The following is an 18,361-nucleotide window of genomic DNA, read 5'->3' on the forward strand; positions in this document are numbered from 1 at the left end:
ATCGTCCCCCGTCACCCTCACTCGCTCAGGTAACGCCGGAGAACTCCAACCCAGCGATCGTCCCCCGTCACCCTCACTCGCTCAGGTAACGCCGAAGGACTCCAACCCAGCGATCGTCCCCTTCACCCTCACTCCTTCAGGTAGCGCCTGAGGACTTCGATCCAGCGGTCGAAGGCGTCGAGATGCGCGTCGTGGCTACCTCCGGCGATGTCCGCCCGCCGCGTACCGGGCCGGCGACGAATCAGCTCGTCCTTCTGAGCCTCGGTGAACATGCCGTGCTCACCGAAGACGGCCAACGTCGGGACCGCGAGGTGCTCCCACTCGGTCCAACGATCCTCCTGCACGGCGGCGATCGTGGCCTCCATGACGTCCGCGTCGAACCGAGGCCGCAAGCCGTCGGGAGTACGTTCGAGATCGTTGACCCAGGCAACCGCAAGCGGCCCGTCGCCGAGAAACGCCCGCGCGGAGGCCTCGTCGGCGAACGGCACCGGCCACGACGCAAGGTACGCGCCGATCTTGCCCGCCCCCTCGGCGCCGTCCTCACCGGCAACATGCCCCTCGAGCATCACCAGCCGATCGACCAGCTCGCGTCGCTCCGCAGCGGTAAGGAACGCCGTATGCGCACCCATCGACTGACCGACCAACCTGACCCGTTGCCCAGGAACGAGCTCCTCGACAACTGCGACAACATCTCCGACGAACGCCGCACGGGACACGTCCGCCGGCCGACGGCTACTGCGACCGTGTCCGCGCTGATCGATCAGCAACACCCGAAAGCTGTCAGCCAACGCACCCGCGGTCGGGAGCAGTTCACGCGAGCTACCGGCAAGCCCGTGCAGCAGCACCACTGGCGGCCCGTCACCCCCGCAATCCGTGACAGCGATCCTCGCATCGCCTCGCTCGATCATCATCTCGGTCCTCAGCACGCCATCCATCTTCCTCGCGCCATCTTCCTCGCGCCCAACTCCGACCAAGCCACCGGACTAGGCGACCAGCCGCACCGTGAGTACGACGATCAGCAGGCTCGAAGCCACCGTAGTAGCGAGCCGCCCGCGTGCCCCGGTCAGCAATCGCCCGAGCAACGCTCCACCACCCGCGAGTAACAGCTGCCAACTCGCCGACGCCACAAACGCCGCCACCACGAACACGATTCGCTCGCCGAGTCCCGCAACACCCGACCCGCCAAGCACGAGCGCCGCGAAGTAGATCACCGTCCACGGGTTCAGCATGGTCATCCCGAGCATCCCGAAGTACGCCGTCCACGCGCCAACCGGCGTCTCCTGCTGCAACGCAACGATCCGCCCCTCGCGATAGCGCCGTACCGCCTTGACCGCCCCCATCACCGCGAGCCCGATCAACACCACAACCGATGCCCACCGCAACGGCCCGACCACCGGCACCAACAACGGAGCCAACACCGAACCGGCGCCCGCAGCCACCGCCGCATACACGCCATCAGCCGAAGCAACCCCGAGCGCCGCAAACGCCCCGATCCGCAACGAACTCCGCGCCGCCAACGCCACCAAATAGGTCCCGACAGGCCCGACCGGCACAGCAACCCCATACCCAGCCAAAAGCCCCGCGACTAGCACCCCGATCACAACGGACCGAAGATCGACCCCCACAAACGACCACCCTGCTGCTGCAGAACCCCAGCCACCAAGGCCAAAGCTCCCACCAGCAACCGTCCAAAGGTCGTCGTAATCATGCCCCCATGATGAAGACCCGCCCTCACCCCTTCAACCCAATTACCTCCAACGACCACCCACCCACCGCCCCTGGCCCGAACTCGCCGCTCCACCCTCATCTCGGGCACCCACCTAACCCGAGCAGCCAGCGCTTGTCCCGTTGTCGAGAGCAACCATCCGAAGGGTCTGGCCCGCGTGATCACAGTCGAGCCCGCGCCTCAGCGAGAAGCCACTCGATCGCCTCGACCGGGACGTCTTGATCGAAGACATTGACGACGCGCCGGCCAGTCTCGCCGTCCTCGAAGACTTCAGCCGCACAGCCCCCATCCGCCGGTGTGAGCTCCAGCCCCACGCCGTCGCGCTCACCAACCGAACTGGCGAGCACGAGATGGAACCCACCGATCATCGTCATACCCGTCCACCTGACCGATTGCGCCATACGCACCTCGTCCGTCAATCCGCGACGCGGAGAATCTGCCACTGCCGAGACTCAAGACCCATGGCCGACATTCTGGCTCGTCCTCACGTCGCCGGTACACCCACTCCTCGCCAGCCAAGAGTCCACGCGACTGTGAGGGCGGTACGGCGACGGCGTCGAGTCGGATGTCGACCGGCGGCATGGAGGCGGCGACGACATACGCGCCGGCCTCCGAGACCAGGAGATGCTCCTCGTGGCCGACCGACTCGTACATGAACCTTGCCTCGATGCGAGGGTACGTGGGGTGGACTGCGACTGCTCTGAGGTTGGGTGTGACCGAGTCCCACAGGGCTCTTTGAAAGGACAACAGCACGTCGATCCGGAAGGCGGCGAAGTCTCGCGTCATCTAGGTCTCCTAAGGGACATCTGCGAGTCCTCGGGCATACTGCCTCAGCATCGACAACTGCTGGTCCGAGATCGGTGAGATCGGCTCATTCGGATCCAATGCACACTCGAGCTGCCCTTGCGCCGTCATCCAGGCCAACACACCTGTGGACATGCAACCGGGGTCGAACAACTGAGGCGGGTCGCAGAATGGAAGGCCCTCAGCGCCTACCCACGCGACAGCGCATCCCGATTCGATGACCGCGGCAAGCGAAACGCGCAGGGCAGCCTCCATGCCGTCAGCTGTCGGCCAGACGAGAATCGGCAGGTCCCAGGTCGGGATTTCCCACGCGTCACCGCGCAGGACAAACTCGTCGACTTCGGGTTCGCCGAACCAAACATGAGCAGGAAACACGACCGGACCCCAACCGCCGCGCCTCGCAAGACCGTAAATCGTGAGACCTGGCACTTCGTCCCCGTCGACGACAACAACGAGCGAGTCCCGCGCGAGACGTGAATTCATCTCATCTACTCCACTCCATCAATGAGCAGGGTACGACTCGTCCCCGCATCGCAACTCCGGGCCAAGGGCAACTGCAGACGGCGACCGGAGACAGCTGCGTCAAAGCAGCCCACCAACGCCCTGGACGGTCGGATTCGCCGTCGATCAGTTCGTGAGTGTCGGCACCGGCGCCGACCGCCACTCGTCCTGGAGCACACCCTCACTCCGGCTCGTCCTCACGCCGCCGGTACACCCATTCCTCGCCGGCCATCAGTTCCCGCGACTGGAAGGTCGGCACCGCCACAGCTCAAACCGGACATCAACGGCGCGGGCGCGACGTCAGCAACGACAGAGGCCTCGGCCTCGGCGGCTAACAGACGCTCGGCGTCGCTAAATGCCTCGTAGATGAACCTTGCTTCTATCAGCGGGTACGTGGGGCTGACAGTTCTGAGGCCGGGCGTGACGAGATCCCATGGAGCCCGCTGGAAGCACAACAGCACGTCGATCCGGAAGGCGGCGGAATCTATCGACATCTCGGCTCCGTGGTCTGCGCTGTCTATCAGTTGTCTGGTTCGAACTCGATCAGGTCTTCGATCGCGCGTTGTAGCCACGCGTAGAACGACGGGAACGTTTCGCGCAGTTCGCGCCCGGAGTCATCGAAGTCGTGAATGATCAGCACCTCACGCGAGCCAACCTGCCAGCACGCGACGTCGTCGTTGTCCTGACGCCGTGCGAAGGGCACCAACACCCGGGCTGGATACCGTGCCGCCAACCCCACGTAGCGGGCAAGCAGCAAATCGCCTCCGAGAATCTGCCAAGGCTCCAGGTCAACCAACCCGAGCTCGATCACCCGAACGAACGACGCAGGATACGAGAAGCCATCCGGGACGTCGGACAGACCGAGGAGATATCCCACCGTCAGATCCCTTTCCATTCGGTGAACGGCGACGCTATCGGGTATTGCTTGCGGTACTTAGCTCTGGTTGTTGATACGGTTCACGATCGTCTCGCCCCAGGTCGCGGGCAGACCGTCATTGCGATCCGCGACGCACGCCACGTGGGTGGGTGGGTGGGTGGGTGGGTGGGTGGGCGGCATGAATCTGACTCACCGCCATCACAGTTTCGCCGGTGCCGCATCAGCGTGCAATGCCCGGCGTCTCAGTCGGCAACCGTCAGGATTTGCCACTGGCGCGGCTCGAGGTTCAGGGAAGTTCCCAGCTCAGACAATGCCTCGGCGGTCTGCGCGCCGATACCGGCATCGTGTTCATAGTCGCAATCCACGCAATCGAGGGTACCGGGATATCCGCTGATGATCTCCTCACCGCCATCTGACAAAAGACATGCTTGTTCAGGCGCTGCGGCACCAGCCACACTTAGCGTCCACCGAATGAGGCTTACGATCGTCATCTTCTTCCTGGCATGCCGACGCTCCGCCTACCAGTCGCCCAAGTCGTCACGATTGTGCGAGTATGGCGGCGAGCTCCTCTTCGAAGATGGCGACGGCCTCCGGCTCATCATCAAAGTACTTCTCCCAGAAGCCGCTCCGCCAGCGCGCCGGTCGAACCGACAGGAAACCTGCGCCTGACACCGCTGCCGTCCAGTTCGATGGTATGGACTCATCCGTCGTTTCGAACATCTCGGATGCCCACAAGCCCGGCGCTCCCTCAGTTGGATACAGTCGCAATTTTATGTCACGACCCGGCGACGCAACGATTTCAATCACAACATACTCTTCGCCGATACGAATTGAGTCGCTCCATTCCTCCGGGCTCCCCGTCACGGGATTTACAATTCGAACGCATCGGACCTTCATCTCCACCTCGCCTAGTTGAATTTGACCTTGTAGTCAATATTGTAATTGACTCGACCAGTGAGGCTATTGTAATAGAAATGCACCTGGAACGGACCGGACGGGCTGCGGTAGGTCTTCGTTGAATATTTTCCCCAGTCTTCGATCTTGCTTCCGTCGGACGTAAGCGCGTGGATCACGGACGGATTACTGAGGTCCTCACCGCGGAGGATTTCGCGTGCGGAGTCAATGATCTCGGGTTTGAGATAGCCGAACCTCGACGAGATGGCATCAGCTTCCTTGCGCGACACCTGCGTCTCGAGACCGTTGCGCGCAGCGAGGGTCCGTGCTGAATCGGGTCCGAGACGCACGGCTTGCGTCAGGGAGTCGTTCCGGGCACGACCCAGGGCAGGGAAGCGGCTGGCGACGAGGCCGACTGCTACGTTGGCTGCTAGTTGGGAGCAGTTGCCTTTGAGGACGCAGGCTTGGGTGTCGAGGATGCCGGCGGCGCCGGCGGAGATTACGCCGGTGGCTGAGGAGATTTGGAGGAGGATGGGGATGGCGGGGGCGCAGGCTCGGGCGAGGGTGCAGATTACGGCGCCGCCCAGGGCGGCTGTGGAGACGTAGCCGGAGACGTGGGAGACGTCGGTGAGGGTGCCGTCGATGCCGTCCAGGCCTTGCAGGTCTGTGGTTTTGAGGGGGTTACCGGCGGTGTAGGCGTAGGGGTTGGCGGAGCCCGCTTGGTCGGTGGTGAGGAAGGTTCCGGTGGTGGGGTTGTACTCGCGTTGGCCCAGGAGGTAGTTGCCGGTGGGCAGTTTGAGGCCGCCGATGTAGCCGGGGGCCTCCTGCTGGGTGGCCGGCTTGGTTGGGCCGGCTCGGGTCTGGCCGTAGGGCTCGTAGTTGTGTTGTTCGGGCTTGGTGGTTGTTGCTGTTAGCACCGAACCGTTGGGAGCGGTGGTGAGCGGGGTGAGGGCGCTGGGGGTCTGTTGGGCGACGATGCCTGCGCCGTAGAGGTAACGGGTGGGTGGGGGTTGGCTTGGCGGCCTTCGCGGCAGGCGAGTTCGTGGTTGTGGTGTTGAGGATCTGAGGTGAGAGCGGGTCCCACATGTAGCGGGTGGTTTGGCCGGCTGTGGTTGAGGTTGCCCGGCGGCCGTCGCCGGTGTGGGTGTAGGTGGTTTCGACGCCTGCGGTGGTCGAGGTGACGGGTTTGCCGGCGGGTGACCAGGTGTAGGTGGTGGTGCCGTCGGAGGCTAGGTTGCCGTCGGGGTCGTAGGTGTAGCGGCGGGTGGTGGGGACGTCGAGGGGGTAGGTGGCCGGGGTGGTGAGCGAGGCCTGGAGTTCGTTGGCGGGGCCGTAGATGGACCAGGTGCTGCCCGACGGGCGCTTCTCCCAGGTGCGGTTGCCGTTGGCGTCGTAGTCGTAGCGGATGTAGTCGCTTGCCTCGTCTGTGCACTGGTCGGTGCCGTAGCAGGTCGCGGTCAGGCGATTCAACGGGTCGTAGGTGTACGACGTCTTGCCAGCGACTGAGTCGTCGGAGTGGGTGACGTTGTCGGCGGCGTCGTACGCGGAGGTGATGGTGCGGAGTGGGCGGCCGCCCTGTGCCAGGGAGAGTGATGTGGTGCGGCCGCGGACGTCCAGTTGTTCGGTCTTGATCTGCCCGCCGGGTTGGGTTGTTGTGATCGTGCCGCGGGGGAGGTCGTAGCGGTACGAGGCGAGTGGTTTGCCGTCGGAGGCGGCGGAGGTCAGACGGTTGACGGCGTCCCACGTGTACGACTCGGTGTAGCCGGCTGCAGTTCGTCCGGTGAGGTTGCCGACGGCATCCCAGCGGTAGGACACGGGGCCGGCCGATGTGAGTTGGTCGAAGGCGTCGTACCCGAAGCGGGTGAGGCCTATGCCATCGGTCATCGACGTACGGCGGCCCGCTGCGTCCCAGGTGAAGCTGACCGCGGGTGTCTTGTCGGAGTACGAGATCTGCAGCGGCGCACCGCGCGCATCCAGAACAAAGGATGCCGTCTTGCCAGAGGGCAACGTGGTGCGGATCAGGCGGCCGGCCCTGTCGTACCCGAATCGCCAGGTGCGACCGCCGTACGTCGTCGATGTCGTCCGGCCGGCGCCGTCGTACACGAATGTCTGCGAGCGACCGCTGGCGTCGACGGTCTCGGTGACCCGGCCGGATGCGTCGAAGGTCGTGGTGGCCTCGGGCAACGATGGTCTGGTGACGCCGACCACTGCGCCGGCGTCGTTGTAGCGCAGCTTGGTGGTGCCGCCGCGGGCGTCGACGAGGGTGGATACGCGGCCCTGCCCGTCGTACGTCTGGCTCGTGGTGACATCGAGCGCGCCATGCTGCGAGAGCGGTTGGTCGTCGTCGTTGTAGGTGATCGTGCTGACAGCGCCGCGCGGTGAGGTCGTCTTGATCGGCCGCCCCCAGCCGTCGTACTCGATCCGCGTCACCTGCCGCAGCGGATCGGTGACCGTCACCAGATCGCCGTCGACGGAGTACGAGTACTGCGAAACACGACCCAGAGCATCGCGAGACGCCGTGACAAGGCCGCGCGCGTCGTAGCTGACCGACGAGGTGCGCCCGCCGTACGTCGTGCCGGTCAGGTTCCCGCGGACGTCATAGGTGTACGTCGTACGCCGCCCGAGCGGATCCACCGTCGCGACGATGTCGTTGCGGGCGTTGTAGGTACGCCGGGTCACACCACCGACCGCATCGGTCGAGGCGACAACGCGGCCGAGAGCGTCGTACTCGTGCCGGGCGCCATGCCCCAGGCTGTCGAAGACTCTGATGAGGTTGCCGCCGGCATCGTAATGGAACGTGGCCGTTGCGCCGGTCGGATCGGTCTGTCGGATCAGCCAGTTCCGCTCGTACTCGTTGATCCACTTCCCACCGGTCGGGTCGGTCATCGTCGACGTACCGCGAATGCCCTCGTCGTCCCAGGACCAGGTCGACCGACCGCCCTTGGCGTCGGTCTGCGCGACGACTCGCCCGTCGGAGTCGTACTCAGTCACGTACGCCGGCTTGGCCGCGTCCCCCACCGTCTCCGACGTCAGCCGCCCGTCGGAGTACTCGTACCGCGTGCGAATCCCGCCCGGCGACGTCACACCGACCAGCCGACCGTCGGCGTACTCGTACCGCACCGTCCGCGGCGCCACGCCAGGCCCCGACAACCGCACCGTCGCGATCTGTCCCGAAGAGTTGTAGTCGTACGACAGCGACCGCCGACCGTTCGCAACCGTCCGCACGCGTCCCGAGTCCCGCGCAACCGTCACACCTTGACCGTCGCGGTCCCGGATCGCCTGCAACTCGCCGGCCGCCGAGAACTGCATCCGCACCTGGTCGATGCTCGTCAGCACGTACGTCGGCCCCGACCGCGCCAGCGTGAAGCGAGCGGCTCCGGGCTCCACCGCGAACCCGGTCCCCTTCCGCGTGAACCCGATCTCCCGCCCGTCGGACGCGAGGTACCGCGCACCGGTCGGCGACACCTGGAGGCGGTCCGAGTACGACGCCCTCCATCCGGCACCGAGCGAGCCGGTGGATGCGTCGTTCGAGTTGTACGTCCGTGTCACCGCGAGTGGTACGCCGAGAGCCGTGACCGAAGCGTCCGTCTCGACGGCGGCCAGCGCACCGGTCAGAGAGTTGACGGGATCGGACTGCATGGCGAACGGCCCGAAGAACGCCCGCGCCTGTTTGTCCGGGAGCACGAACCCGGGCGCACCGGCATAGATCATCATCGAGGCGGACGCCGAACCCTTGCCGTTCGTCAAGGACACGCTCAGCAGATTCGGTGAGCCGACGAACTTGCAGTCGAGTGGCACGAACACCGACCAGCTCAGCGACTGGGTCCGCGCCGGCTTCGGTTTGGGCACGTTCTCACAGGGCCAGTGGTCGACCTGCCACGTGCGGGTGTCGGTGATCCGGAGGTAGCAGAGGTCGATCGTCAGGCTGAACGTGCGGGCCTGGAAGGTGAAGTTGAGCCCGGTGCCGGCGTGGGCCATGCCGCCGTCGAGGGCGATCTCGGTGCCGGTGCTCAGGACTTCACCGTTGGCAGAGACGGTCATGTCCGGATGCAGACACGGATATTCGTCCGGCTTCGCTGCGGACGCGACCGGCGTGAAGGGCAGAGGCAGGACAGCGAGGACAAGCGCAACAAGCCGGTTCCGCATGGTTCGCCTCCGCTCAGTCGTGGGTCTGTGACAGAGAGTTTACGGAGATTGGCCTGCGGAAAGAGCGGATAGTTACAGGTTGTGGATAACCGGCAGCGACTTTGGCGTCCGGGGGGCCGTGGAGTCGCTACGATCTGCGGAAACAGGTGAGGAACGTTCGAATGATGGTCCGCCCGCTGGCGGGTCTGCCACCACAAGTGTGAGGGTGTGGCTCATGAACATCGGTACCCGGAAGATCGTCGTCGACGAGGCGATCGCGCAACTGCGGCTGTACGCCGAGACGAACGGCGCCGTGCTGCAGTACTACGACGGGCTGCCGGGTATGACCACCGTCGGTGGCTCCGACCCGAATCGGATCACGTTCGAAGACCTCGGCCGGATCATGGTGATCGGCGCCGACCTTCGGGTGCTGGACATTCCCTGGCTGCTCGAGGTGGAGGCCGAGAAGGAACTCGCCGCGATCCCGGTGGACGCACGCCTCGAGGACGCGGCACCGGGCAGTGACCTGTTCGAGGCGGCGATGGCCCTGGACGACAAGTTCACCGGCCACCGCGGGTTCGGGCACGCGAAGAAGTCGAAGCTGCTGCACCTGAAGCGGCCGTACCTGTATCCGGTGACCGACAGCTTCATCCGGATGACCTACGGCAGCGCGTCGGCCGGAGCCGAGTTCCTCAAGGCAGTCCGCGAGGACCTGGTGAACCCGGCCAACGTCCGTGACTTCAAGCTGCTGCAGGTCCGCCTGATCGCGGAGCCGGCCACCAGCGCCGCCCGTCTGCTCGGCGAGGTGCCGACGCTCCGCCTTCTCGACATCCTCGCCTCCCTGCTCGGCGAGGCGAAGTAGGACCTACAGAATGCCGAGGCGCGCCAGCGGCTCGACCAGTTCACGCTCCTCGTAGGACAGGTGCGACAGCAACGTGTCGTCCAGCAGGTCGACGGCCGCCCGCAGACCGTCGAGGTCGCCTGACCCGTCAACCAGCGCGACAAGTGCTTTGTCGACACCTTCCAGTACGTCGTGAATGACCTTGTGCTCCTCCTGCAGCCGATCCACGACCGGCACGAGGTCAGGGTCGGCGCGGCGTAGATGCGGGAACATGGACGCATCCTCGAGCGAGTGGTGCGTCGTCACGAGCCGGCAGTACGACTCGCAGTACGTCCCGAGCGTCCAGTTGTTCTGCCGCATCGTCATCGTGTTGATGTGCGACCGCGCCGCACCGACTCCCAGCGTCCCGGCCGCGACCTGCTCGACCAGGTCGCGCACCTGGTCGAGCTCCGCACGCAGGTGGTCGTGTACGTCGATCAGGTGCTGACCGGACTGCAGCTGGTACGGCGTGTACGTCCGCGACGGGTCCGGCGCCGGACCGGTCGGCCGCGCGGACTCATCCAGCAGCTGTACGGCGCTACGTCGTACAGCAGGAGGTGGTGTCGGTACGACGCCAAAGCCCGTCGCAGCCACCGGAGCAGACCGAGGCGCAACGACAGCGCCCGACCGAGCCACCGCAACGGCCTCCCGCACACCAGCTGCCACCTCAGCGAACCGCCGGATGTCGTCCGGGTTGTCCGAGGCAAGGATGTAGGTGCTCATGCCTTCGCCCAGCGTCAGCTCGGTCAGCTGGTCGATCCACAGCTCCTCAGGCCCCTGCAGGAAGCCACCGCCACCAGCAAACTGACCTGAGACGTTGTAGAGCCGCCGTACCGCAGCAGGGTCCCGCCCGGCCTCCACAGCTGCCTCGTCGATGATCTTGTTCATAGCAGCCAGCTCATCCGGTCCGGCGTACCCGCTGCTCGGCAGCCACCCGTCCGCGAGCCGTCCGGTGAGTGCGAGCATCCGCGGCTTGTACGCACCCAGCCAGATCGATACGTCGTGCGCCGGTGCCGGACCGCGCTTCGCACCGGACAGCGTGTAGTGCTTGCCGGCCAACCGGACGCCGCCACCACCAGGTGTCCAGACCTCGCGCATGATCGCAATGGCCTCTTCCAGCGCGGTAATGCTCTGTCCGGTGGTCAGCCGCGGCCCGCCGTTGGCTGCGACCGCGTCGAGGAACCCACCGGCGCCCAGGCCGAGCTCGACTCGCCCACCGGTGATCAGGTCGAGCGTCGCGACACTGCGCGCCAGGACGACCGGGTGCCGGAGCGGGAGGTTGGCGACGTTGGTGCTGACCTTCACCCGCTCGGTCTGGGCTGCGACGACGGACAGCAGCGTCCAGGCGTCCATCAGCCGCGGCTGGTACGGATGGTCCTGGAAGCTCACCAGGTCGAGGCCGACCTGCTCGGTCAGCTGGGCCAGCGCGATCACGCGGTCCGGGGTGTCGACCGCGGGGGTCAGGAACGTGCCGAAGACCAGCTCGTGGCCGTAGTCCATGATTCACCTTCTCGAAGTGGGTTCGGGGCAAAACTACTTCGATAGACGAATAATCTCAACTACAGAACATCTACTGCCGGACGAGCAGCCCGAACGCGTCAGCCGGACTCAGCTCTGCGCCGCGCCTGTACGCCGCCTGATACGCATCCGGACCCAGCGCGAGCGAGGCCGCAGTGACCGCCCGGGCGAGATCCTCCGCCTCCGTCGAGGCGATCAGGTAGTTCTCGGTGGCCCTGGTCGCGGACGCGCTCCCCAGCAGGGTCGCAGCGAGGGTCTTGTCCGGGTGCGAGCCCGCGATCCCCTCCAGCGCCCAACACATGCCCCGCAGCGAGTCGAACTCCTCCGAGACCCGGAACGCCTCCGCGTGCAGCTCCAGCGCGTCGTCCGGCCGGCCTTGGAGCTCCCTGACGAACCCGAGCTCATCGAGGACGATCGCCAGATACAGAACGGATTCCGTCTGCAAGCGCGCCGCGTCGATCAACGCCTGCAACCGCTCCGAAGCCTCGTCCAGAGCACCGCTACGACGAGCCGCGAAGCCGAGCACCAACTCCGCGAGGGCCTGCGACGCGCGCTGCCCTTGTTCGGTCGCCAGCCGCAGCGCACGCTCGCCGTACGACCGGGCCGACTCGTAGTGGCCTCGCCGGATCGCCGTCCACCCGAGCATGCCCAGCGCGCTGGCGACCTCGGGCCACAGCCCGATCTCCTCCGCGGCCGCGGCGCCTTCGAGGTGCAGCCGCTCCGCCTCGTCGAAGTCGCCGACGAGCTCGGCGTGCGCCCCGATCCAGCTCGTCGCCTGCAGCACACCCCACCGGTCCCCCAGCGCTCGGAAGATCCCGATGCTCTGAGACGCGTCGTCGTACAGGGCCGGCAGATCCGCTCGTACGTGCGCATGCTTCGCGCGTGCAGCCAACACAGCCGCCACGCCCCACTGGTTCCCGTCGGCCTCGAACTTCTTCAGGGCCTGGTCAAGCATCGACAGGCACGCGGACAGGTCGCCGACGTCGCTGGCGGCATGCGCGATCCACCACAGCCCCATGGCATCGGCGCTGTCCAGCCAACGGTCCCGCTCCGCTGGAGCGTCAGGGTGCCCGAGCAGGTACATGAACCCGGCCCGCCACACCCCAGCCCGTGCTGAACCCGGCACAGTCGCCAGAGACCGCAGCGCCTCCACATGCCGACCACGCAGGAACCAGTACCAAGACAGCGCGTCTACAAGCCGTTCAGCCAGGTCCAGCTGACCTGTGGTCACAGCACGATCCAGTGCGGTCCGGAAGTTGGCGGAGTCCTCGTCCAGCAACTGCAGCCACCTGCTCTGCTCCTGACCGAACAGCCCGGGCCGCGCCGCCTCAGCCAGCGAAACGTAGTACGACAGATGCTTAGCACGTGACGACTCGAGCTCACCGGCCGCCCGCAGCTTCTCGACGCAGAACGCCGCCACCGACTCCAGCAACCGGAAGCGACCCCCATCCACCGGTACGACGAGCGACCGGTCGACCAAGCGCACCAGCACATCCAGTACGTCGTCCGCACCGCAAACAGCCGCCGCAGCGTCCGCCGTACATCCATCTGCATGTACGGCGAGACGCTGCAGCACGGACTGCTCCTCTAACGCCAGCAGCTCCCAGCTCCAGTCGATCATCGCGTGCAGCGTCTGCTGTCGTGGCGCAGCGCCGCGGTGTCCTGTCGCTAGCAGCCGGAAGCGGTCGTCCAACCGCGCTACGAGCCCACGCACCCCGAGCGCCCGTACTCGCGTCGCAGCCAGCTCCAACGCGAGCGGGATCCCGTCCAACCGCCTGCACAGTACGGCGACATCAGCAACGGTCTCGTCCGTCAGAGCGAAGCCACGTGACGCTGCAGCAGCCCGTGTGACGAAGAGCTGCACCGCACTGCATTCGCCCGCCACGTCGACTCCAACCGACACAGGCGGCACAGACAACGGCGGCACACTCCACACCACTTCCCCAGCGAGCCCGAGCGGCTCGCGGCTTGTCGCCAGGACACGTAGCCCTGGAGCAGCCGCCAGCAAGCGGTCCGTCAACAAAGCGACCTCGTCGACAATCTGCTCGCAGTTGTCCAGCACCAGCAGCCGGGAACCCATCACTGAGGCCAACCGATCGACCACAGGGGTGCCCTCGGTGTCGCGGAGATCCAGCGCTGCCTGCACCGCATCAGTGAGCGAGTTGGTGACCGACAACGCGTCAGGAGTCACTGCAGCGAGTTCGACCAGCACGACGCCGTCCGCGAACCGGTCCGCAACACCGGCCGCAGCAGCCAGCGCCAAGCGAGTCTTGCCGACACCTCCCGGACCAGTCAGCGTGACTAACCGTGATGTGCCCAAAGAGGCACCCACCTCGGCCAACGCATCGCTCCGACCGATCAACTCAGTCAACTGAGCCGGGAGGTTGCTACGCGCATGTGGCAGGTCCTGAGTGAGGATCGACTGCTGCAGCGCGACCAGCTCCGGGCTGGGGTCCAGACCGAGGTCCTCCAGCAGCGACTGCCGTAGCTCATCGAAGCTCTCGAGCGCCTCGGTCTGCCGCCCGGAACGGTAGAGCGCCTTCATGTGCGCAGCGCGGAGCCCTTCACGCAGCGGGTGCTCTTTCACGAGGGCTGCGAGGTCCACAACAGGTAGATCGGCCTGTTCGAGAGCACTGAGCCGCAGGTCGGTCAGCCGGGCCACAGCTGTCTCGACAAACGCGTTGTCCGCAAAGTCGGCGTACGCCGGACCGCGCCACAACGCCAGCGCCTCGTCGAGCGAGCCGGCGGCCAGCAGTTCACCAAACCGCAGAGCGTCGTACGTCCCAGCAGAAACCGTTAGCGAGTAGCCGGCCGGACCGGACTGCACCAGCGAGCGGCTGCCGGGCTCCGCGTCCTCGAAAGCCCGCCGTAGCTGGGACACCTTCGCGGACAGCGTTCCGGACGGGTTACCGGGCAGTTCCGATCCCCAGAGGTCGTCGATGAGACGGTCCGCGGGCACCGGTCGGCCGTCGTGCACCAGCAGGTCTGCCAGCAGCGCACGCACCTTCAGCCCTTGGATGACCACGGGCGTCCCCGCGTCTGTCCAGGCCGTCACCGGTCCTAGTACCCCGAAGCGCATGACGGCACCTTATTCCGGTCGGCCGGAAAGGACCGGAAAGAAACCGTAAACCCCTTCCGGCAGAGTCTGTGGCAGACGGAAGGAGGACGCAGATGCGACTGGCAGTGATCATCGGCAGCACCCGGCGCGGCCGGTTCGGACCGACCGTGGCGCACTGGCTCGCAGAGCAGGCAGCCAAGCAGTTCGAGGTCGACCTGGTCGACCTGGCAGCTGCGAACCTGCCGACCACACTGCCCGACACGGACGACGAAACACCGCAGGAGGTCGCTGCGCTGAGCAGCCGACTGTCAGCGGCGGATGCGTTCGCCGTAGTCACGCCGGAGATCAACTGCAGCTTTCCGGCCACGCTGAAGACCGCACTGGACTGGTACTACGAGGAGTGGCACGCCAAGCCGGTAGCGATCGTCAGCTACGGCCGGGAGAGCGGCGGCTGCCACGCCACCGCGCAACTGCGGCAGGTCTTCTCAGAACTCCAGGCGGTCACCATTCGCAACACCGTCGCACTGCCCTGCTACTGGGAGCAGTTCACCGCCGACGGCGGCTGGCCACGGCCTACCGCCGGCTACGAGGCAACCGCCAAACTCATGCTCGACCAGCTCGTCTGGTGGGCCGAAGCACTACAGGACGCTCGCACGAAGCGCCCGTACCAACCCTGAGAGGAAAGATCCATGAGGAAGCTGATCGAATCCACGTTCGTCACCCTGAACGGTGTCATCGACGAGCCGCAGCGCTGGAGCCCGCCGTACTGGGACGAGGAGCACATGTCCTACGGCCAGTCCCTGATGGACGGCGTCGAGGCGCAGGTACTGGGCCGCGTCACCTACGAGGGCTTCGCGGACGCCTGGTTGTCCCGCGCCGGCGACCCGTTCGCCGACATGTTCAACGCGATGCCGAAGTACGTCGCCTCCCGCACGGTCACCGAGTGGAGGTGGAACGCGCAGCCGCTCGAGGGCGACGCGGCCGAGGCCGTCCGCAAGCTCAAGGAGTCCGAGGGCGGCGACCTGATCAAGTACGGCACCGGGTCGTTCTCGAAGACGCTGCTGGAGAACAAGCTCGTCGACGAGTACCACTTCTGGATCTTCCCGGTGGTCGCCGAGGGCGAGAACATGTTCCGCGGTACCGGCATCGACCTCACCCACCTCGAACTGCTCGGTACGACGACCTTCAAGTCCGGCATCGTCGTCCACAAGCTCGCCCCGAAGGCCTGATCGCACTACCTCGTCCGGCCGGTCACCCGCAACAAGGTGGCCGGCCGGAGGCTTGTTCGCACGAACCGTGGGTACCGGTCGGAGCCACGGGGGATGAGGCGGCGCTGGGGACCGTCTGCCAGGGGATCCTCGCGATCGGCCGACAAAGATCGCGGATCCACACGTGCGATCGGACTGGAGTTTTCTGATGGGTGCCGTCCTGACCATTGTGATCATCGTCGTGGTGCTGCTCGCGGCAGCGGCGTTGTTCTTCCTGTACCAGCGCAGGCGTTCCGACGAGCTGCAGCAGCGGTTCGGCCCGGAGTACGAGCGCACCGTCGACGAGTCGGGCGACCGCCGCAGCGCCGAGCGTGAGCTGCGCGGGCGGCAGCGCCGGGTGTCGCGGCTGGGTATCACGCCACTGACGCGCGAGTCGGTGGAGACCTACCGCGCGGAGTGGGCCGGCGTACAGCAGAGCTTCGTCGACCGTCCTGCCGGAGCTGTTACGGACGCCGATCGGCTGGTGCTGCGGATGATGCGCGAAGCCGGCTACCCGGTCGACGAGTTCGACCAGCGGGCCGACGACGTCTCGGTCGAGCATCCGGAGGTCGCCATGCGCTACCGGGAGGCGCACAGCATCGCCGTCGCCCAGGCACGCGGCGAGGCCGACACCGAGGACCTGCGGCGCGCGGTCACCGCCTACCGCCAACTCGTCGACGCCCTGCTGGACGACAGCACGACCGCCCGCCGAACCAACACGAAGGAGCAAGCATGACGACCGATGGCATCGACACCGACGGCCGTACGACGGCCGCGCGTACGACAACAGCGCCTACGACAACAGCGCGTACGACAACAGCGGCCAACGAGACGTTGGTGGCCGAGGATTCCGCTGTGGATTACCGCGCCCGCTGGGAGGTTGTCCAGCAAGGGTTCGTGGACGATCCGCGCAACGCGGTTAGCGAGGCCGACAAGCTCGTCGACGACGTACTCAAGCATCTGGCCGACGGCTTCGACCGCCAGCACCAGAGCCTCGAGCAGCAATGGTCGGACGGCGAGCCGTCGACCGAGGACCTCCGCTCGGCGCTGCAGCGCTACCGCGCGTTTTTTCAACGCCTGCTGACACTTTGAGCCAGAACGTGGAGCGGCCGGTACGTCGGCGTACCGGCCGCACCGCTACGGCTCAGGGCGCGATGTTCTGGTTCAGGTGGAACACGTTGCCCGGGTCGTACTTGCGCTTGACCTCGGCCAGCCGGTCGTAGTTCTGCCGGTAGTTGTCCCGGATCCGGCTCTGGTCGTCGTCGGCCATGAAGTTGATGTACCCGCCGGCCTCGGAGTGCGGCGCGACATCGTCGTAGTATGACCGCACCCACTCGATCCCGGCCTCGTTGTCCGCCGGGTCCGGCCACATGCCGGCGATCACGGTCGCGAAGTTCGCGTCCCGGTAGGCGAACGCGGTCGCGTCCGGTGTCACCCGGTGGCAGGCGCCGTTGATCGGGTAGATGTGCACGGTCGAGTTCACCGCCGGGAGGCCGGGCGCGTGCCGTACGTGCGCCTGGATCGCCTCGTCGGTCAGTTCGGTGACGAAGTTCGCCTTCCAGTAGTGCTGCAGACCGGGCGGCACCAGGGCGTCGAAGGCGCTGTTCAAGGCCGGGTACGGCATCGGCCCGACCATCTCGGCCAGCACCGGCGCGAACTCGCGGAACTTCGAGATCTGCGTCTCGCCCTCGTCGAGGTCGCCGGCCCAGCAGCCGACGATCGCCGCGAACGGCTCGCCGTGCCGGTTCTCCGGAATGAACGGCAGCGGCGGCGCGATCTGGAACGCCGGGAACCCGCCGAGCTGCTCGGGCGCGTCCTTGATCAGTTCCCGGAACCCGGACAGTACGGCGACCGCGTCGGACAGCTCGAAGAACATCGGGCCGCCGTAGATCGTCGACACCGGCGCCAGCCGGAACTCGAGCGCGGTCACCACGCCGAAGTTGCCGCCACCGCCGCGCAGCGCCCAGAACAGGTCCTCGTTCTCCTTCTCGCTCGCGATCAGGAACTGCCCGTCCGCGGTCACCACGTCCGCCGACAGCAGGTTGTCGCACGACAGCCCGAGGCCCCGGTCCAGGTACCCGATCCCGCCGCCCAGGGTCAGCCCGCCGACGCCGGTGGTCGAGATGATCCCGCCGGTGGTGGCCAGCCCGAACGCGTGCGTGGCCGCGTTGAAGTCGCCCCACGTCGCGCCGCCGCCGGCCCGCGCGGTCCGGTTCACCGGGTCGACCCGGACGTTGCGCATCCCGCTCAGGTCGATGACGAGCCCGTCGTCGACCGTGCCGAACCCCGGCACACTGTGCCCGCCGCCGCGAACGGCCAGCTCGAGCTCGTTCGTCCGCGCGTAGTCGATCGCCGCCATCACGTCACCGGCGTTCTCGCACCGGACGATCACCTGCGGGCGCCTGTCGTGCATCGCATTGGTGACCTTGCGCGCCTCGTCGTACCCCTCGTCGCCCGGCGTGATGACCTGTCCACGCGTGCGTTCTCTCAAATCGTCGATCACTGTTCGCTCCCCGAACCACTGTCGCCTGTCGCACAGCGGCGCACGCCTGCAGAACTTGCACAGCGGCACACCGCGCAGACCGGTCGTCGCCGTCGAGCGCAGCGCGAGAACTTCACCCCAGAGAGCGCCCCGACCCCGACGGGCGGCCGGCCCTCCCCCAGACCCGCCCGTTCTCCCCGACCTTCCCAAGCAGGACCGTTTTCGTCAATAACCGATGTCAAAGCCGCC

The 18,361-nt window shown here is 66.4% G+C and carries 17 protein-coding genes and 1 pseudogene; 5 read left to right on the forward strand and 13 right to left on the reverse strand.

Translation table 11 applies throughout. From position 1 onward, the window contains the following. Positions 1–128 precede the first annotated feature (128 nt). The 10 genes and pseudogenes from ACWF0M_RS26270 to ACWF0M_RS26315 all read right to left on the reverse strand — a co-directional run. Positions 129–926: an alpha/beta fold hydrolase gene (locus ACWF0M_RS26270; RefSeq protein ID WP_452238367.1), complete on the reverse strand. Its 798-nt coding sequence runs from the start codon at positions 924–926 to the stop codon at positions 129–131. Between the two features lie 57 nt (positions 927–983). Continuing rightward, a complete protein-coding gene (locus ACWF0M_RS26275; protein ID WP_452238368.1) occupies positions 984–1,553 on the reverse strand; it encodes a LysE family transporter in 570 nt (189 codons plus the stop codon). Positions 1,554–1,887: 334 nt separating this feature from the next. Further along, on the reverse strand, positions 1,888–2,100 hold the full coding sequence (locus ACWF0M_RS26280) for a hypothetical protein (protein ID WP_452238369.1): 213 nt from the start codon (positions 2,098–2,100) through the stop codon (positions 1,888–1,890). Between the two features lie 421 nt (positions 2,101–2,521). Further along, positions 2,522–3,013 (reverse strand): hypothetical protein, encoded by a 492-nt coding sequence (locus ACWF0M_RS26285; protein ID WP_452238370.1) that lies wholly within the window; start codon positions 3,011–3,013, stop codon positions 2,522–2,524. Positions 3,014–3,228: 215 nt separating this feature from the next. After that, positions 3,229–3,525: a hypothetical protein gene (locus ACWF0M_RS26290; RefSeq protein ID WP_452238371.1), complete on the reverse strand. Its 297-nt coding sequence runs from the start codon at positions 3,523–3,525 to the stop codon at positions 3,229–3,231. Positions 3,526–3,551: 26 nt separating this feature from the next. Next, positions 3,552–3,926 carry a hypothetical protein gene (locus ACWF0M_RS26295; RefSeq protein WP_452238372.1) on the reverse strand — a complete coding sequence of 125 codons (375 nt, stop codon included), beginning with the start codon at positions 3,924–3,926 and terminating at the stop codon, positions 3,552–3,554. A gap of 224 nt (positions 3,927–4,150) precedes the next feature. Further along, complete coding sequence (locus tag ACWF0M_RS26300; protein WP_452238373.1) at positions 4,151–4,399, reverse strand: hypothetical protein; 249 nt, start codon at positions 4,397–4,399, stop codon at positions 4,151–4,153. A 46-nt stretch (positions 4,400–4,445) separates the two neighbouring features. Beyond that, entirely contained in the window at positions 4,446–4,811 is a 366-nt protein-coding gene (locus tag ACWF0M_RS26305; protein WP_452238374.1) for a hypothetical protein, read from the reverse strand. A gap of 5 nt (positions 4,812–4,816) precedes the next feature. Then, a complete protein-coding gene (locus tag ACWF0M_RS26310) occupies positions 4,817–5,719 on the reverse strand; it encodes an RHS repeat-associated core domain-containing protein (protein ID WP_452238375.1) in 903 nt (300 codons plus the stop codon). Between the two features lie 2,506 nt (positions 5,720–8,225). After that, positions 8,226–8,948, reverse strand: a pseudogene (locus tag ACWF0M_RS26315) (DUF6531 domain-containing protein); the annotation flags it as partial. 214 nt (positions 8,949–9,162) lie between these two features. Between ACWF0M_RS26315 and ACWF0M_RS26320 the strand changes: the two are divergent. Then, positions 9,163–9,789, forward strand: coding sequence for a DUF6308 family protein (locus ACWF0M_RS26320; RefSeq protein WP_452238376.1), 627 nt, complete (start codon positions 9,163–9,165; stop codon positions 9,787–9,789). A gap of 3 nt (positions 9,790–9,792) precedes the next feature. On the opposite strand, the gene ACWF0M_RS26325 is transcribed toward ACWF0M_RS26320, so the two are convergent. Both ACWF0M_RS26325 and ACWF0M_RS26330 read right to left on the reverse strand, forming a co-directional pair. Beyond that, the gene (locus ACWF0M_RS26325) at positions 9,793–11,307 is read right to left on the reverse strand and encodes an LLM class flavin-dependent oxidoreductase (protein WP_452238377.1); all 1,515 of its coding nucleotides are present in this window, start codon (positions 11,305–11,307) and stop codon (positions 9,793–9,795) included. Between the two features lie 70 nt (positions 11,308–11,377). Then, a complete protein-coding gene (locus ACWF0M_RS26330) occupies positions 11,378–14,404 on the reverse strand; it encodes a BTAD domain-containing putative transcriptional regulator (RefSeq protein ID WP_452238378.1) in 3,027 nt (1,008 codons plus the stop codon). Between the two features lie 92 nt (positions 14,405–14,496). On the opposite strand from ACWF0M_RS26330, the gene ACWF0M_RS26335 reads away from it, so the two are divergent. The 4 genes from ACWF0M_RS26335 to ACWF0M_RS26350 all read left to right on the forward strand — a co-directional run bounded on the left by ACWF0M_RS26335 (position 14,497) and on the right by ACWF0M_RS26350 (position 16,722). Beyond that, positions 14,497–15,060, forward strand: a complete 564-nt coding sequence (locus ACWF0M_RS26335; RefSeq protein WP_452238379.1) for an NADPH-dependent FMN reductase — start codon at positions 14,497–14,499, stop codon at positions 15,058–15,060. 12 nt (positions 15,061–15,072) lie between these two features. Continuing rightward, a complete protein-coding gene (locus ACWF0M_RS26340; RefSeq protein ID WP_452238380.1) occupies positions 15,073–15,612 on the forward strand; it encodes a dihydrofolate reductase family protein in 540 nt (179 codons plus the stop codon). A gap of 187 nt (positions 15,613–15,799) precedes the next feature. Further along, positions 15,800–16,366: a hypothetical protein gene (locus tag ACWF0M_RS26345; RefSeq protein ID WP_452238381.1), complete on the forward strand. Its 567-nt coding sequence runs from the start codon at positions 15,800–15,802 to the stop codon at positions 16,364–16,366. Further along, positions 16,363–16,722: a hypothetical protein gene (locus ACWF0M_RS26350; RefSeq protein WP_452238382.1), complete on the forward strand. Its 360-nt coding sequence runs from the start codon at positions 16,363–16,365 to the stop codon at positions 16,720–16,722. The genes ACWF0M_RS26345 and ACWF0M_RS26350 overlap by 4 nt, the downstream gene beginning before the upstream one ends. 52 nt (positions 16,723–16,774) lie before the next feature. Here the strand turns inward: ACWF0M_RS26350 and ACWF0M_RS26355 are convergent, their stop codons facing one another. Beyond that, entirely contained in the window at positions 16,775–18,133 is a 1,359-nt protein-coding gene (locus ACWF0M_RS26355) for an FAD-binding oxidoreductase (RefSeq protein ID WP_452238383.1), read from the reverse strand. Positions 18,134–18,361: the final 228 nt, after the last annotated feature.

It is taken from the genome of Kribbella sp. NPDC055110, assembly GCF_053607525.1.

What these genes read in the sequence shown, in the direction of transcription:
- ACWF0M_RS26300 (WP_452238373.1), bottom strand. Translation starts at nt 4,399, where the DNA reads ATGACGATCGTAAGCCTCATTCGGTGGACGCTAAGTGTGGCTGGTGCC.
- ACWF0M_RS26280 (WP_452238369.1), bottom strand. Translation starts at nt 2,100, where the DNA reads ATGACGATGATCGGTGGGTTCCATCTCGTGCTCGCCAGTTCGGTTGGT.
- ACWF0M_RS26295 (WP_452238372.1), bottom strand. Translation starts at nt 3,926, where the DNA reads ATGGAAAGGGATCTGACGGTGGGATATCTCCTCGGTCTGTCCGACGTC.
- ACWF0M_RS26330 (WP_452238378.1), bottom strand. Translation starts at nt 14,404, where the DNA reads ATGCGCTTCGGGGTACTAGGACCGGTGACGGCCTGGACAGACGCGGGG.
- ACWF0M_RS26325 (WP_452238377.1), bottom strand. Translation starts at nt 11,307, where the DNA reads ATGGACTACGGCCACGAGCTGGTCTTCGGCACGTTCCTGACCCCCGCG.
- ACWF0M_RS26345 (WP_452238381.1), top strand. Translation starts at nt 15,800, where the DNA reads ATGGGTGCCGTCCTGACCATTGTGATCATCGTCGTGGTGCTGCTCGCG.
- ACWF0M_RS26335 (WP_452238379.1), top strand. Translation starts at nt 14,497, where the DNA reads ATGCGACTGGCAGTGATCATCGGCAGCACCCGGCGCGGCCGGTTCGGA.
- ACWF0M_RS26320 (WP_452238376.1), top strand. Translation starts at nt 9,163, where the DNA reads ATGAACATCGGTACCCGGAAGATCGTCGTCGACGAGGCGATCGCGCAA.
- ACWF0M_RS26340 (WP_452238380.1), top strand. Translation starts at nt 15,073, where the DNA reads ATGAGGAAGCTGATCGAATCCACGTTCGTCACCCTGAACGGTGTCATC.
- ACWF0M_RS26350 (WP_452238382.1), top strand. Translation starts at nt 16,363, where the DNA reads ATGACGACCGATGGCATCGACACCGACGGCCGTACGACGGCCGCGCGT.
- ACWF0M_RS26290 (WP_452238371.1), bottom strand. Translation starts at nt 3,525, where the DNA reads ATGTCGATAGATTCCGCCGCCTTCCGGATCGACGTGCTGTTGTGCTTC.
- ACWF0M_RS26285 (WP_452238370.1), bottom strand. Translation starts at nt 3,013, where the DNA reads ATGAATTCACGTCTCGCGCGGGACTCGCTCGTTGTTGTCGTCGACGGG.